The sequence below is a fragment of the Arsenicibacter rosenii genome (assembly GCF_001870735.1).
Lineage (GTDB): Bacteria > Bacteroidota > Bacteroidia > Cytophagales > Spirosomataceae > Arsenicibacter > Arsenicibacter rosenii.
Window position 1 is genome coordinate 45,635 of the sequence record NZ_MORL01000013.1, and the last position, 14,312, is coordinate 59,946.

15 protein-coding genes are annotated in these 14,312 nt (G+C 51.4%); 8 read left to right on the forward strand and 7 right to left on the reverse strand.

Going from position 1 to position 14,312, the window contains the following annotated elements:
* Nucleotides 1-8: 8 nt before the first annotated feature.
* The 3 genes from BLX24_RS20235 to BLX24_RS20245 are packed head-to-tail and all read right to left on the reverse strand — an operon-like array spanning nucleotide 9 to nucleotide 2,909.
* Nucleotides 9-950, reverse strand: a complete 942-nt coding sequence (locus tag BLX24_RS20235) for an HlyD family secretion protein (RefSeq protein WP_071505019.1) — start codon at nucleotides 948-950, stop codon at nucleotides 9-11.
* A gap of 37 nt (nucleotides 951-987) precedes the next feature.
* On the reverse strand, nucleotides 988-2,244 hold the full coding sequence (locus BLX24_RS20240; protein WP_071505093.1) for a TolC family protein: 1,257 nt from the start codon (nucleotides 2,242-2,244) through the stop codon (nucleotides 988-990).
* Nucleotides 2,245-2,297: 53 nt separating this feature from the next.
* Nucleotides 2,298-2,909 (reverse strand): TetR/AcrR family transcriptional regulator, encoded by a 612-nt coding sequence (locus BLX24_RS20245; protein ID WP_071505020.1) that lies wholly within the window; start codon nucleotides 2,907-2,909, stop codon nucleotides 2,298-2,300.
* 116 nt (nucleotides 2,910-3,025) lie between these two features.
* Here BLX24_RS20245 and uvsE point away from each other — a divergent pair, with 116 nt between their 5' ends.
* The 3 genes from uvsE to BLX24_RS20260 all read left to right on the forward strand — a co-directional run bounded on the left by uvsE (nucleotide 3,026) and on the right by BLX24_RS20260 (nucleotide 5,502).
* Nucleotides 3,026-3,955, forward strand: coding sequence for a UV DNA damage repair endonuclease UvsE (uvsE, locus tag BLX24_RS20250; RefSeq protein ID WP_071505021.1), 930 nt, complete (start codon nucleotides 3,026-3,028; stop codon nucleotides 3,953-3,955).
* Between the two features lie 91 nt (nucleotides 3,956-4,046).
* Nucleotides 4,047-5,123 (forward strand): glutaminyl-peptide cyclotransferase, encoded by a 1,077-nt coding sequence (locus BLX24_RS20255; protein WP_083422083.1) that lies wholly within the window; start codon nucleotides 4,047-4,049, stop codon nucleotides 5,121-5,123.
* Nucleotides 5,124-5,193: 70 nt separating this feature from the next.
* Nucleotides 5,194-5,502: a hypothetical protein gene (locus tag BLX24_RS20260; protein ID WP_071505022.1), complete on the forward strand. Its 309-nt coding sequence runs from the start codon at nucleotides 5,194-5,196 to the stop codon at nucleotides 5,500-5,502.
* Here the strand turns inward: BLX24_RS20260 and BLX24_RS20265 are convergent.
* Nucleotides 5,499-6,134, reverse strand: a complete 636-nt coding sequence (locus BLX24_RS20265; protein WP_071505023.1) for a deoxynucleoside kinase — start codon at nucleotides 6,132-6,134, stop codon at nucleotides 5,499-5,501. The genes BLX24_RS20260 and BLX24_RS20265 overlap by 4 nt on opposite strands.
* A gap of 229 nt (nucleotides 6,135-6,363) precedes the next feature.
* Between BLX24_RS20265 and trhO the strand changes: the two genes are divergently transcribed.
* The 3 genes from trhO (at nucleotide 6,364) to BLX24_RS20280 (ending at nucleotide 9,888) form a co-directional block, all read left to right on the forward strand.
* Nucleotides 6,364-7,320 carry an oxygen-dependent tRNA uridine(34) hydroxylase TrhO gene (gene trhO, locus BLX24_RS20270; RefSeq protein ID WP_071505024.1) on the forward strand — a complete coding sequence of 319 codons (957 nt, stop codon included), beginning with the start codon at nucleotides 6,364-6,366 and terminating at the stop codon, nucleotides 7,318-7,320.
* Nucleotides 7,321-7,498: 178 nt separating this feature from the next.
* Nucleotides 7,499-8,275, forward strand: coding sequence for a 5'/3'-nucleotidase SurE (gene surE / locus BLX24_RS20275; protein WP_071505025.1), 777 nt, complete (start codon nucleotides 7,499-7,501; stop codon nucleotides 8,273-8,275).
* Nucleotides 8,276-8,337: 62 nt separating this feature from the next.
* The gene (locus BLX24_RS20280) at nucleotides 8,338-9,888 is read left to right on the forward strand and encodes a GH3 auxin-responsive promoter family protein (RefSeq protein WP_071505026.1); all 1,551 of its coding nucleotides are present in this window, start codon (nucleotides 8,338-8,340) and stop codon (nucleotides 9,886-9,888) included.
* Between the two features lie 73 nt (nucleotides 9,889-9,961).
* Here BLX24_RS20280 and BLX24_RS20285 read toward each other — a convergent pair whose 3' ends face one another.
* Nucleotides 9,962-10,600, reverse strand: coding sequence for a LysE family translocator (locus BLX24_RS20285; protein WP_071505027.1), 639 nt, complete (start codon nucleotides 10,598-10,600; stop codon nucleotides 9,962-9,964).
* A gap of 1 nt (nucleotide 10,601) precedes the next feature.
* A complete protein-coding gene (locus tag BLX24_RS20290) occupies nucleotides 10,602-11,150 on the reverse strand; it encodes an NUDIX domain-containing protein (RefSeq protein WP_071505028.1) in 549 nt (182 codons plus the stop codon).
* Between the two features lie 117 nt (nucleotides 11,151-11,267).
* Here BLX24_RS20290 and BLX24_RS20295 point away from each other — a divergent pair, with 117 nt between their 5' ends.
* Nucleotides 11,268-12,281 (forward strand): cation diffusion facilitator family transporter, encoded by a 1,014-nt coding sequence (locus BLX24_RS20295; RefSeq protein ID WP_071505029.1) that lies wholly within the window; start codon nucleotides 11,268-11,270, stop codon nucleotides 12,279-12,281.
* Between the two features lie 343 nt (nucleotides 12,282-12,624).
* Complete coding sequence (locus BLX24_RS20300) at nucleotides 12,625-13,533, forward strand: sugar phosphate isomerase/epimerase family protein (RefSeq protein ID WP_071505030.1); 909 nt, start codon at nucleotides 12,625-12,627, stop codon at nucleotides 13,531-13,533.
* A gap of 47 nt (nucleotides 13,534-13,580) precedes the next feature.
* Here BLX24_RS20300 and BLX24_RS20305 read toward each other — a convergent pair whose 3' ends face one another.
* A complete protein-coding gene (locus BLX24_RS20305; protein WP_071505095.1) occupies nucleotides 13,581-14,279 on the reverse strand; it encodes an SDR family NAD(P)-dependent oxidoreductase in 699 nt (232 codons plus the stop codon).
* Nucleotides 14,280-14,312 lie beyond the last annotated feature (33 nt).

Here is a 14,312-nt window from a genome sequence, read left to right on the forward strand (position 1 = left end):
GGGCCTGGTTACCGGAATTTCACTTCGCCCGGCATCCCGATTTTCAGGCTACCGTCATTTTTCACCCGAATTTTCATGGCATACACCAGATTTACCCGTTCATCTTTTGTCTGAATGATCTTCGGGGTAAACTCAGCCCTGGCCGAAATCCAGGTTACGGTGCCTTTGTAAGGCTTCAGCTGATTATCCGGTGCATCGACAAAGACGTTCACCTGCCGGCCGGTTTTTACCTTTACCAGCTGATCGCCGCTTACGTAGGCCCGTAGCGTGATATAGTCGAGACCGGCAATTTTATACAATGCCTTGCCATAGGTAACAACCTCGCCCGGCTCTACATACTTGACCGTCACGATTCCGGCGACGGGGTTTATAACGCTTGCCTTGCTGATCTGATCATCGATTTGTCTGACCTGTTCGACCAGCGGGGCCTGCTCTGCCGACGTACCGCTGCGCTGCGTGCCCAGAGCCGATGCCTGTGCCACCCGCTGCTGTCTGATCAGGACAATCTGCTTTTGAATCAAATCCATCTGTGCCACAATATCGTCCAGTTGTTTGGCGGGAGCGGCTCCGGCATCCAGCAGATTCTGCGCGCGTTCTTTTTCCCGCTGCAGGGTTTTCAGCTGCTGCTGCTGAACGGCAATCTGCTGATCATAGGCCGATAACTGCGCCGCCACATCCGGTGTACGGCTGCGCACAGCCTGCTCCGACGCCTGTAGCTGGGCCTTGCGCAATACCAGCTGCCGGGTGTCAATCCGGCCAACTCCCTGACCGGCGGTCAGGCTCTGGCCTTCGTCAACCGTAAACTGCTGCAACGCACCGGTTGCTTCGGCCGACACAATGGTTTCGACGGCTTCAAAATTTCCGTAGGCATCCGCTGGCTCTTCCGTCGGCTGACAAGCTATCTGTATTGTCAGTACACTACCAATCAAACCTTTATAGAGTAATTTCATGACTATCTTAAAATTGAACGTTCCGGGGACTGGTGTATTAATTTCCTGTCAGGGTTTTGTAGGTAATCCTCGCCATAAGCAGTTGAAGCGCATGGAGTTTCTGGTTTAGCAGGGCCTGTACTTCATTGTTCAGTTCGGTAGTATAGTCCCGGGCAGCAATAACGCCGTTGTCCAGCTGCACCGATGCCGCCTGCCGTACCTTAGCGCGTAAGGCCACCAAATCGGCATCTTTGACAATCTGTGCTTCAATCCGGTCAATTTCGGTCTGCTGCTGCCGTAGCTGAACCGACAGATTTTTTTCAAAGACGGCCTGCTGTACATCAACTGCCTGCCGGTTCAGGGCCAGCGCCTGCCGGTCATTGCGCAAGGTATATGCCTGCGAAATAGTCCAGTTGAGCCGGAGGCCGCCGATGAAAAAGCCCCGGAAATCGTTGTTCAGGAAATTCAGCGCCGGGCGGCCGGCTCCTCCCTGAGCAAAGAGGCTCAACCGTGGTTTAAGCCGGTTGTCCAGCAGACCCTCCTGCGCATCGTATGCCAGCCGCTGGTTTTTAAAGAGTTGTAATTCCGGGCGGGTCACCACCAACGCCCCGGCCTGTGGCAGCGGCGTCACGGTAAGCCGGGTGCTGTCGGTAACAGGCAGACCAGTCAGCAGGCCCAGCGTTTCCCGAAAGCCCCGGCGCGATGCGGTCAGGTCGGCCATCCGCTGATCGGCCCGCAGATACTCGGCCTGCAAGGCATCGGCATTCATCTGCGCGGCCGTTCCGAAGGTAACCCCCGCCTTTACCTTGCCGATCCGGTTCTGTAAATCGGTCATTACCGCCTGGTTGATGCGGATAGTTTCGTCTGCCAGCAGTGCATTCAGGAACAAGCCATTTACCTGCTCTTTCAGGCGGTTGAGTTCCACCTCGACCTGTTGCTGAGCCGAGGCAGCCGTCGCCTGTTGCACGGCCACCTGCCGTTGCGTCAGTTGCCCGTCGTACAGGGTATAGCTCGCATCAAGCGTCAGCTTATACTGGTCCTTGCTGATCCCCGGTACCTGAAAGTTGGGGAGTTCAATCGGTAGTTTCGTTACTTCCGATTGCCAGGTAGCCTGCCCGTTTACGGCCAGTTGCGGTAGCCGGCGGTTCGTTTGCAGGCTGGCAACGGCCAGATCGGCAGATTGCTGAATAATCCCTTTCTGCTTCAGCAGGGGATAATTGGCGCGGGCAGCATCATAACATGCGTCCAGTGTGATTGTCTGGGCCTGCAAGGTCAGTCCTGTCAGTAACCCCAGTGCAGTAAAAAGGAATCTCATGGCATCATAAATAACTGCTTTAAACACATGTTTAATTAATAGACAAAAAAATATCAACCTGACTTCAGGTACGTCATGATCATTTCCGGAATGATTTTCTTCCGGGCTTCGATAAAGTCGCGGAACGACTGTTCATCAAATGTGCCGATATAAGACAATACCCCACCGGCCATAATCGGAAAAATAATGCTGCCCATTACCGAAATGACGATCTGCAACGGGTCAATCGCCCGGATCTCGCCTTTCGCCGAGGCCTCCTGCAACTGCTTCCAGAAATACGACCCCTGAATAATGCTCCGTACATCCAGCTCTCTGAAGAAAGCCGCTCCCTCCTTGCGCTGCTGCGTCAGGATAAAGGCCGGCATCATCTGATTGTCAAGGATAAAGTCGGTATACCGGTCAACGATTTTCCAGATTTTTACTTCAAGCGGAGTCTTCTCATTCAGCAATACGACCATTTTACCAACAAACTCGGCAAATGTTTCACGGTAGATACTGTTGAACAACTGCTCCTTACTCCGGAAATAGTAATTGACCAGGGCAATATTCACATCAGCGGCCTCAGCGATCTGACGAATTTTTGCGCCTTCAAAACCATACTCCAGAAACACACGCTTGGCGGCTTCCTTAATTTTCTGCTCGGTATCCGGTACTGCCTCTCCCATACTGTTCTTCTCTCTGCAAAGATAAAGTGCGATTACAGTTTTAAACAACTGTTTAACAAAATTTATTTTTACGGCTATGGTAAAACTTTGTCACGGGCTTCTGGTTTACCCTTTTTATGGAAAATTCACTGGTCAATGCGGGCTATGCCTGCATCAATCTGACATTGCAGGCCAATAAGGTTTTTACGAACCGGGGCATGATCAAAAAAACGTACCTGCAGCGGGGCATAACGTATGCCTCTGAGCTGGCACTGAAAAACGTACAGGATTTACTGACCATCGTAGACTGGAATCTGGCAAACGGGTTCCGGGTTTTCCGCATTTCGTCGGATATTTTCCCGTGGGCGTCTGAATACTCCCTGAGTCAGTTACCCGACTTCGCCGATATCCGGGCGACCCTTGAAGAAATCGGCTCGCGGCCAATCCGCCTGACCACCCACCCCGGCCCGTTCAACAAGCTGGCCGGCGAAGGAACCGTCCTCGACAATACCATCAAGGACCTCGAATACCAGTCTGAGATATTTGACCTCATGGGACTGACGCCTTCACACTGGAATAAAATCAATATCCACGTCGGCGGCACCTATGGCGATAAACAGGCATCGCTGGTGCGGTTTGCGGAGAATGTGCGGCGACTGTCGGACAACCTGCGGGCGCGGCTGACCGTCGAAAATGATGACCGGCCCGGCCTCTATACCGTTGCCGATCTGGTAACGATTTATGAACTGTCGGGCGTCCCGATTGTATTCGATTATTTCCATCACTCGCTCAATCCGGGGCAACAGACAGAAGAAGAAGCGTTCCTGACAGCTTATTCGACCTGGGATGTACGGCCGGTGTTCCACTTCTCGGATTCCCGCAAAGACCGCGAAGACCCCACTGCCCGCCGCGAAGCCCACGCCGACTGGATTTATTCGCCCGTCAATACGTATGGCAAAGCGGTCGATATCATGTTTGAATCGAAAATGAAAGAGCTGGCTATCCTGAAAATCCGTAGCGGGTCAACCGGATTACCCGCCACGCTATCCGGACAAGTGGCCGGTTAATCGGCCCTTGTCTATATTTTCGGGCCGCTTTTGACCGGATCGTGCTAATTCTTTCTAGTTTTGCTCCGACATTTTGCTAATCCTTTTCATGATGCGTTACGCACTTCTGACTGCTTTTTCGGTTTTCCTGTTGTCGGCCTGCAAGCAGGACAAAAAAGAGACAACTACATCTACTTCAACTGAAACAACTGAAAAGCAACCGATTGCCAGTCTGACAAAATCGGCCGGCCGGATTGGTGATACCCTTGCCGTACACCTGTCAGAAGCGGTAAGCGGGGTAAGCGTCAGTATCGACGGAGCCGCCACGACCGGCTTCCGGCAGCAAAAAGACACGCTCCGGATCAAAGCCAACACCCCAAAAACAGGATGGCATCAGCTGATCATAAGTGGACTGGACGCGAAAAAGACGGCCTTTGCCGACACGCTTTCGTTTGAGGCATACTCAGACATTAAGCCTGCTGACGTTGACTATACGGTTTTACAAACCTACCCGCACGAAAAAAGCAGCTTTACCCAAGGGCTTGAATTTTACAAAGGGGATCTCTACGAAGGAACGGGCCAGAACGGACAATCAAAGTTGATGAAGGTTGACCTTAAAACCGGCAAGGCAATGCAAAGCCGTCCGCTCGATGCCCAGCATTTCGGTGAGGGTATTACGATCGTTAACGATAAAATCTACCAGCTGACCTGGACCTCGGGCGTTTGCTTCCAGTATACGATGGACTTTACCCCGGTCACAAGCTTCAACTACCATACTCAGGGTTGGGGGCTTACCCATAAGGATACGACCCTGATCATGAGCGATGGCTCCAACAAGCTTTATTTTCTGACGCCTACGTTCCGGAAAACCGCTGAAATTGCCGTTTACGATGACAAAGGGCCGGTGGTTAACCTCAATGAGCTGGAATATGTCAACGGGTATGTCTATGCAAATATCTGGCAGACAAACCGCATTGCCCGGATCGACCTGAATACCGGCAAAGTCGTTGGTTATCTGGATATTACTAAAACCATTCCGCCGACGATCAACGCGACCGAAGATGTGCTGAACGGTATTGCCTACCAGCCACAGGAACGGCTGTTTTACATTACCGGCAAAAACTGGCCGACCTTGTTCAAAGTACGCGTTTCGGCTCCCGGCATACCGGCATCTGTTGCCGGTTTGTAGCGTTTTAAATACAACTGTTTGTTAATCCTGGGACTTTTTATCATATTCGGGCTGAGAACTTAGCCACGTTATGCTTCTTGTTTACACGTTTTTGACTTTTGCAGGTATTGGACTCATTATAATACTCTTTAGGCGAAATAGTAAACTTCGTCGGCTGGATCAGCTCAGGAAGGATTACCGGATTGCCCTGAACGGTAATGATCTGGAGGAAGCCATAGCCATTGGCCGGGCCTACTGTTATCTGCAAAAAGGTTACACCGGACCGGATGATGAACGGAAAATCCGGGACGACTGGGAGGCGATTCAAAAAAATAAGCCCTCGGCTTCGAGGACTTATTCGGCAGAAATTTATACCAGTCTTACCGGCGAACGCCTTTAAACCAGGCTTGTCCGGGCGTTTACCCGCGACGCCAGGTGCTCATCAATTACTTTTGTCACAAACCGGAAATCGTCGGGCCGCTCGGCATAATTCAATTCATTCACATCAATAATCAGCAATTCGCCGACTTTGTAGTCGACCGCAAACTGCTCATATAAATCATTCAGACTCGCCAGGTAATCTTCACTGATTGACATTTCATACGACCGGCCGCGTTTCTGAATCTGGCGCACCAGTTTCGGCAAGTCAGCCCGCAGGTAGATCATCAGATCGGGCGGGCGTACCAGACTCAGCATGTTTTCAAACAAGCCCCGGTAGGTTTCATAATCACGCGGTGTCATCTGACCGGTTTCGTAGAGGTTTTTTGCGAAGATAAAGGCATCTTCATAGATTGTCCGGTCCTGAATCACACTTTTGCCTGAATCGCGGATGGTTTTTACCTGCTCGAAGCGGCTGTTCAGAAAGTAAATCTGCAGGTTGAAGGCCCAGCGCTCCATATCGCCGTAAAAATCGGCCAGATACGGATTCCCTTCTACGGCTTCAAACAAAACGTCCCATCCGTAATGATTCGCCAGCATCTGGGCCAGCGTTGTCTTCCCTGCGCCAATATTTCCGGTTATGGCCACGTGCATATCACTCTGTATCAACGGCGTAAAATCTGTAAAAGTTACGTATAAATTCTCTTCCCTTCTGCCCGAAAACGAATTCTTTTGCGGCCCGGGGTGTTACAATCTGCAAACGAATACACAAGAAAGCACGCATTTGGCAAAACACCAAAAGCGGGTAGCCTGATGAAAGCCTGTTGCAGACAAATTTTGTAACTTTGCGGGCTGAAGTGACAGCATTTGAGATTTAGAGTTTATGAAACCGTATCGCGTCTTACTATATTACTGCTATACCCCCATCGAAAACCCGGAACAGTTCCGGGATGAGCATCACCGGCTTTGCCTCGATCTGAACCTGCTGGGCCGGATCATTATAGCCCCCGAAGGGCTGAACGGCACCGTTTCGGGGCTTCCGGACGACTGTGAGAAATACATGCAGGCAGTAAAGGCCGATCCGCGTTTTGAGGCGCTGGAGTTTAAGGTAGAAGAGCACGACGACCACGCGTTTAAAAAGCTGCACGTCCGGCTGAAAGAAGAAATCGTCAACTCCGATCTGCCGGTTAACCCGCTCGAACAAACGGGCAAACACCTTGAACCGGATGAGTTTCTGAAGCTGAAAGACGATCCGGATGTGGTGCTGGTTGACATGCGGTCGAACTACGAACATTCGGTCGGGAAATTCAAGGGGGCAATCACGTTTGACATGGAAAACCTCCGTGAACTGCCGGAGCACGTTCATGAAATCGAGCACCTGAAAGATAAAAAAATTATTACCTATTGTACCGGCGGTATCAAGTGCGAAAAAGCCAGTGCCTACCTGCTGTCGCGCGGTTTCGAAAACGTGTACCAGCTGCATGGCGGCATTATTAAATACGGCCTTGAGGCGGGCGGTGAGGATTTCGACGGCAAATGCTATGTGTTTGACAACCGCGTGGCTGTCGACGTAAACCAGGTTAACCCTGCTGTTATTTCGACCTGCTACCGCTGCGGTACAACCACCGACCGCATGATTAACTGTGCGAGTCCGGTCTGTAATAACCACGTAACACTTTGCGAGGCCTGCGGTTGGGAACACCAGGGCACCTGCTCAGATGACTGTAAGCAGGACCCGCAGCTCCGGGCCTACGACGGAACCGGCTACTATGCTAAAATTTCGGATGGCTACACCCCGCTGCAAGGCTACAAGAGCCTGGTTGGCAGTCTGATTAAGTAGTCTATTCTTCAGGACACCTTCCTGCGAAGCCCCGCTATTGGATGATGGCGGGGCTTTGTTGTACCGATTCCCTGAAAAGTAGGCCCTTTTTTGTAACTTTGACGGCTCTGGTCCCGAATGCCTGCCGTTTTCTGCTCCACAGAAACCGCCGGCAGGACCGAAAATGTCAATATGAGTTATGTCAGAACATAAACCGCTAATACTAGTAACGAACGACGATGGCATTACTTCCCACGGCATCAGAACACTGGCCAATCTGATGACACAGCTGGGCAATGTTATGGTCGTTGCCCCGAACAGTCCGCAGTCCGGCATGGGCCACGCGATCACCATTGCACACCCGCTCCGGTTGTACCCAACGGATATTTTTCCTGACTTTCCGGCGTACGAATGCTCGGGGACACCCGCCGACTGCGTGAAGCTGGCCAAAAATCATATTCTGAAAGACCGTAAACCCGACCTTGTCGTCAGCGGAATCAATCACGGCAGCAATACCTCGATCAGTGTGCTTTATTCCGGTACCATGTCGGCAGCCATTGAAGCAGCCATCGAGGGCATTCCGGCCATTGGGTTTTCGCTGAATGATTTCAGCCGCCAGGCTGATTTTTCCCATACCGAAGCCCACATTCTGGCAATTGCCCGCAACGTGCTGGAACATGGTATGGCCAAGGGAGTAGCGCTGAACGTAAACTTTCCGGCAAAGCAGCCAGAACCCCTCAAAGGGATTAAAATCTGCCGGCAAGCGGATGCCAAGTGGCAGGAAGTATTCGATGAGCGGCGCGATCCGCACGGACGCCGGTATTTCTGGCTGGCCGGCGAATTCGTCAATTTTGACCCGCATGCCGAAGATACCGATGAGTATGCACTGGCCCACAACTATACGTCGGTCGTACCCTGCAAGTACGATCTGACGGCCTATGACACCATAAAGGAAATGCAGGATTGGCACCTTTAGCCGTGGTTTGGAGAGAGTTTAACCGGTTCTCTTATCATCAACACGCTTAACAGAAAAAGATTATGTCTCTGCTAGGAAACGTGCTTAAGGGCGGCATTAAATTGACCAATGTCGTTCAGCGCAAAAAGATTAACCCATTTAAGTTACAGAAGAAAACATTCTCGAAACTGGTCTCAAAAGCCCGCTACACGCAGTTCGGCGAAAAGTACCATTTCGAAGTCATACAAAGTGCCTCGCTGTTCGGGTATGAACGGGAGTTTTACGAGCTGTTCAAACAGCACGTCCCGATTTATGATTACAACAGCATCTACCAGGAATGGTGGCACCGCACACTCGCCGGCGAAAAAAACGTGTGCTGGCCAGGTCGGGTGAAGTATTTCGCCCTCAGTTCGGGAACGTCCGAAGCGGCGTCAAAGTACATTCCGGTGACGAAGACAATGTCGAAGGCGATTCAGAAGACCAGCATCCGCCAGATTCTGACGCTCGGCCGCTATCAGCAGTTACCCGCCGCCATTTATGAAAAAGGCTTTCTGATGCTCGGTGGCAGCACCAGCCTGAGCTACCGGGACAACCACTTCGAAGGCGATCTGAGCGGCATTACCGCCAGCCAGATTCCGTTCTGGTTCCAGCAGTTCTATAAGCCGGGCCGGGACATTGCCAGCGAGCGCGACTGGGCCCTGAAACTGGACGAAATTACGGCTCAGGCTTCCCAGTGGGACATTGGCTTTATCGTGGGGGTACCGGCGTGGCTGCAATTGCTCATGGAAAAAATTATTGCCTACTACAAAGTCAATAACATCCACGACATCTGGCCGAACCTGAGTGTATTCTGCCACGGCGGCGTGTCCTTTGAACCGTACAAAAAGGGGTTTGAAAAACTCCTCGGCCGGCCCATTACCTACATCGAGACCTATCTGGCTTCGGAAGGCTTCATCGCCTATCAGACCCACCCCAATGCAGCAGGGATGCAGCTGGTGTTGAACAACGGCATTTTCTTCGAGTTTATTCCGTTCAACGAGCGCAATTTTACCGCCGACGGGCAGGTGATGCCCAACGCCGAAACCTTGATGATCGATGAGGTAGAAGAAGGCAAGGAATACGCCCTGCTGATGTCAACCTGTTCAGGCGCGTGGCGCTATCTTATCGGTGACACCATCAAGTTCATTTCTAAAAAACGGGCTGAAATTGTCATTACCGGCCGGACCAAGCATTTCCTGAGCCTTTGTGGCGAACACCTCTCGGTGGATAACATGAACAAGGCCATTGAACTGGTGTCCAGCGACCTGAACATTGATATCCGCGAGTTTACCGTGGCCGGCGTTTCGAAAGATACGTTGTTTGCCCACCAGTGGTACATCGGCACCGACGATAAGGCTGATGCCAACGACCTCCGCGACCGCATCGATGCTAAGCTGAAAGAACTGAATGACGATTATGCCGTCGAACGCCGCCATGCCCTGAAAGACGTTTCCGTTACGGTTGTACCGGCATCAACCTTCTACAAATGGATGGAGTCGAAAGGAAAGCTTGGCGGGCAGCATAAATTCCCGCGGGTCCTGAAAAAAGACCTCATCGCCGACTGGCAGAATTTCCTTGAAAAGCAGAAGGTATAAGGCAATATATATATCAACACCCCGGGGGTTAAATCCCCGGGGTGTTTTCTTTTATCCAGCATCCAGCCCTCCCCTACTTATTCATCATGGCCATTAACGGTACGTATACACGCAGGTAAGCCAGCTGAATGGCAACGGCCAGAAAAATCACGCCGGTAACGCGGTTGAAAATCAGAATTACCCGAGGCGTGAACAACCGCTTGAGTTTGTGGGCCGAAACAGCAATAGCGGTTTGGGTCAGAAAAATAGCCAGCACACTCATGGCCAGGAAACCGATCTGCTCATCAAGATCATAGTGCAGCGATTTGCGTAAATAGGCCGTCAGCCCCACCCATGTCAGAAAATTGACCGGATTCAGACCATTGAGCAGAAAACCGATCCAGAAATAATACAGAAAATTACCGAAGCGGGTGGTCGGGTAAGCCAGCCGCGGCACCCCTTTCACCAGATTGGCAATCCCCATAACACTTAAGAAAATGACGCCGATGATGGATATGGCCAGCTCAAAGCCATCGATTTTCGGCAGGAACGACGTTCCGAACAAGGCCGAGGCGATAAACAGGGAATCGCAGACAACTACCCCGAAGGCAATTTTCATCCCCGCTTTATAGCCGTTATCGACACTATTCTGTAACAGAGAAAAAAAAACCGTGCCGAAAGTCCAGCACAGTAACACACCGGTAATCAATCCGTAAAATAGCGCTTCAATCATTTTAAATCCCTTTTAGGCGTGCCACCATCAGAATAGCGCACATGCTTATTGAGTCTGTAATTTCACTGGCCATGACCATGCGCACCGCCTCTGCGAGGTGCAGCTTACGCACCATCAGTTCTTCTGTTTCCTCGGGGGCGTGCTCGCCCTGACTCAAGCCTTCGGCAATATAAATAAATCCTTCTTCGTCGGTGGCCGAATTCGATGTATGAATACGGGCCATTTTGGTCCAGCGCTCCGCCGTCAGGCCGGTTTCTTCTTTCAGTTCCCGTTTCGCTGACTCAAGCACATCGGTGCCGACCGGGCTTCCTCCTTCCGGAATTTCCCATGAATATTCATTGAGCGGGTACCGGTATTGTCCGACCAGATAGGTATAGCCTTCCTCGTCAATCGGGATAATGCCAACGGCTTTATTTTTAAAACTTACCACGCCATAAATGCCGGGCGTGCCGGCCGGTGTGATCACTTCTTCATGTCTGATGGTTAACCAATTATTGTCATAGGCAGTTTTGGAAGAAAGCGTCTGCCAGGGATTTTCCGTCGTATTCATATGCGCGAAAGTACAAACTTTTCCGGTCTTCCGGCGTAACTTTGCATCAGAACAAATCCCGCCTGCGTAAAGGACAGAAGCAAGCCTTACAGCCCTTCCTCTTTGCCCTGGTTACCCATGAGTACACTTCAGCAGACAAAATTCCGGTGGATGACCGTTTCACTTGCCCTGAGCGTCACCCTCTTATTATTGAAAATGACGGCCTGGTACCTAACCAATTCGGCGGCCATTCTTACCGATGCGCTCGAATCCATTGTGAACGTACTGGCCAGTGGCTTTGCCTTATACAGCATTTATCTTGCCGGTCAGCCCCGCGATTTCAACCACCCGTATGGTCATGGCAAGGTTGAATTTCTCTCATCCGGTTTCGAAGGTGCCCTGATTGTGTCGGCCGGCTTCTTTACGTTTTATACGGCCATCATGAGTTTTTTCAGTCCCCACGACCTCAAAAATCTGGACTGGGGATTATTGCTGGTGGCGATCTCGACCATCGCCAACGCGGCAACGGGCTGGATGCTGATCCGGACCGGCCGGCAAACCGACTCCATGGCCCTCATCGCCGATGGCCGGCATTTACTGACCGACAGCCTGAGCAGTGTGATCGTCCTGGCAGGTATCGGTCTGGTCTGGCTGACCGGTCAGGCGTGGCTCGACAGTGTTTTATCACTGGTTTTGTCTATTGTCATTTGTTTTAACGGATATCATCTGGTCCGTCATGCAACCGCCCGCTTGCTCGACGAGACCGACACCCCTACCCTCGACCGTGTGGTTACGCTTCTACGGGATAACCGCAATACAACCTGGATTGACGTACATAACCTGCGGGTACAAAAATACGGGGCAGACCTGCACATCGACTGCCACCTGACACTGCCCCGGTACTGGGAACTTACCGGCGTACATCAAACGGTGAATCATTTTGAAAATACGCTCAAAAGCGGCTTTACCAGCGAAGTCGAGATCTTTGTGCACGCCGACCCCTGCCTGCCCGACTGTTGCCATTACTGCCGCGTTGCCGACTGTCCGGTACGGGCCTTTCCGTTTCTCCACGACATGATCTGGAGCGCCGACAATTTACCACTGAATCAGAAACACTTTGTTTCGCTTGAGCTACCGCACAGGAATCAGTAAAATTACCCGTTTTTTTACATAAAAATTTTGAGCTTTTCTTGCCTTTTTCATTTACACCTACTACATTTATCGAAATATTTAAAAAAAATCTTATATAGTTATAATTTTTAAATATTCGGATAATTCAGGTTGTATTCAATACTGGCAAAAAAGCCCTCATTCCCAGTGAATTTGAGGGCTTTTTTCTTTTTGAGTAACATTGTTTACCACCTTCCCAGGCACTATCCGGTTGCGTACTGGTTGCTGCTGAACAAAATCCTGCCCTCTATACGCCGGCACGGGCAAAGGCGCTTAGAATATTCCGCGAATTTCGTAGATTTCGCCCTTTAACTCCCTTAGCAATATGACTACCGATCGTCGCTCCTTTATTAAGCAGGCGGGGCTTATGCTGGCGGCTGCGCCAACCCTGACGGCCTTTGCCGAACCCGCTAAAAAACGCTTCTTCGAGATTTCACTGGCCGAATGGTCGCTGCATAAAGCGTTATTTGCCAAAAAAATTACCAACCTGGACTTCCCCGTTCTCGCCCGTAAGGAATTTGGCATCCGGACGGTTGAATACGTCAACCAGTTTTTTAAGGATAAAGCCAATGACACTGCCTATCTGAATGAGCTGCTGAAACGTTGTAAGGACAACGGTATTAAAAACCACCTGATTATGATTGACGGGGAAGGAGGTCTGGGGGAAACCGATCAGGCGAAACGCAATCAGGCGGTCGACAACCATAAGAAGTGGGTCGAATGCGCAAAGTATCTGGGTTGCCAGACGATCCGGGTTAATGCCTACGGCACTAGCTCCGGCGCCGAAGTGGCCCGCGCGGCCGTCGAAGGACTCGGCAAACTGGGCGAATTTGCGCAACCCCTGGGCATCAATGTGATCGTAGAAAACCATGGCGGCTACTCTTCTAACGGTGCCTGGCTGACGGATGTCATGAAGGACATTAACAAACCTAACGTAGGAACCCTGCCCGATTTCGGCAATTTCTGCCTGCGTCGCGGCAAAGATGGCTGCGAGAGCGAGTACGACCGCTATCAGGGCGTCGAGGAGCTGATGGCTTTTGCGAAAGGGGTATCGGCCAAAACCTATAATTTCGATGAAAACGGCAACTGCATCGAAACCGATTATACCCGTATGATGAAAATCGTGAAAGACAGCGGTTTCAAAGGGTATGTCGGAATTGAGTACGAAGGCGATAAACTGGACGAGTACGAGGGCATCAAAAAAACAAAAGCGCTCCTGGAGCGCTTTAAATAACCCGAAAAGCGGAAGCGGATCTCTCCCTTCCGCTTTTTTATTTCCGGTTATTTTACGCTGCCCATCCCGCCATCGACGCCAACGATCTGGCCCGTTATCCAGGCTGCCTGGTCTGATACCAGAAAAGCGGCCATATTGGCAATATCGGTCGGTGCCCCGAACCGGCCCAGCGGATGACGCTTATTCGCGGCTTCCCGCTTTGTGTCATCGCCCAGCAGAAAATGGGCCAGCGGTGTATCGGTCAGCGAAGGCGCAACGGCATTGACCCGGATCAGAGACGGTGCAAACTCGGCCGCCAATGATTTGGTCAACCCTTCAACAGCTGACTTGGCAATGCCCACAGACGAATGCAGGCTCATGCCCAGCTTAGCGGCTACGGTACTAAACAACACCACACTGGCGCCTTTTGCTTTTTTCAGGGCCGGAAACGCCGCGTGAATCGCACCGATAGCCCCCAGCACATTGACCTGAAGATCATGCTGATAATCCGCAACCGAAAGCCGCTGGAATGGTTTAAGATTAATCGTACCCGGACAATAAACAAGGCCATGGATTGTATCCGGCAGTTGTTTGGCCAGATCGCCCGCCGGCTGCGTAACATCCCAGTTAAGGTGCGTGGATTGAATGCCTTCCGGCTCGCGGCGACCAGCGGTGATCAGCGTAGCGCCCTGTGCCTGTAACGTAGTAGCCAGCGCATGGCCGATGCCGGAACTGGCCCCGATAATGAAAATAGTTTTCCCTTGCATTACGGAGATGGTTTTCATGTAAAAAAGAAGGCT

Bases quoted from the DNA above. Each gene is read 5' to 3' on its own strand.
- trhO (WP_071505024.1), top strand. From the start codon at position 6,364: ATGAAACCGTATCGCGTCTTACTATATTACTGCTATACCCCCATCGAA.
- BLX24_RS20245 (WP_071505020.1), bottom strand. From the start codon at position 2,909: ATGGGAGAGGCAGTACCGGATACCGAGCAGAAAATTAAGGAAGCCGCC.
- BLX24_RS20290 (WP_071505028.1), bottom strand. From the start codon at position 11,150: ATGAATACGACGGAAAATCCCTGGCAGACGCTTTCTTCCAAAACTGCC.
- uvsE (WP_071505021.1), top strand. From the start codon at position 3,026: ATGGAAAATTCACTGGTCAATGCGGGCTATGCCTGCATCAATCTGACA.
- BLX24_RS20240 (WP_071505093.1), bottom strand. From the start codon at position 2,244: ATGAGATTCCTTTTTACTGCACTGGGGTTACTGACAGGACTGACCTTG.
- BLX24_RS20285 (WP_071505027.1), bottom strand. From the start codon at position 10,600: ATGATTGAAGCGCTATTTTACGGATTGATTACCGGTGTGTTACTGTGC.
- BLX24_RS20260 (WP_071505022.1), top strand. From the start codon at position 5,194: ATGCTTCTTGTTTACACGTTTTTGACTTTTGCAGGTATTGGACTCATT.
- BLX24_RS20235 (WP_071505019.1), bottom strand. From the start codon at position 950: ATGAAATTACTCTATAAAGGTTTGATTGGTAGTGTACTGACAATACAG.
- BLX24_RS20255 (WP_083422083.1), top strand. From the start codon at position 4,047: ATGCGTTACGCACTTCTGACTGCTTTTTCGGTTTTCCTGTTGTCGGCC.
- BLX24_RS20265 (WP_071505023.1), bottom strand. From the start codon at position 6,134: ATGCACGTGGCCATAACCGGAAATATTGGCGCAGGGAAGACAACGCTG.
- BLX24_RS20280 (WP_071505026.1), top strand. From the start codon at position 8,338: ATGTCTCTGCTAGGAAACGTGCTTAAGGGCGGCATTAAATTGACCAAT.
- BLX24_RS20300 (WP_071505030.1), top strand. From the start codon at position 12,625: ATGACTACCGATCGTCGCTCCTTTATTAAGCAGGCGGGGCTTATGCTG.
- BLX24_RS20295 (WP_071505029.1), top strand. From the start codon at position 11,268: ATGAGTACACTTCAGCAGACAAAATTCCGGTGGATGACCGTTTCACTT.
- BLX24_RS20305 (WP_071505095.1), bottom strand. From the start codon at position 14,279: ATGCAAGGGAAAACTATTTTCATTATCGGGGCCAGTTCCGGCATCGGC.
- surE (WP_071505025.1), top strand. From the start codon at position 7,499: ATGTCAGAACATAAACCGCTAATACTAGTAACGAACGACGATGGCATT.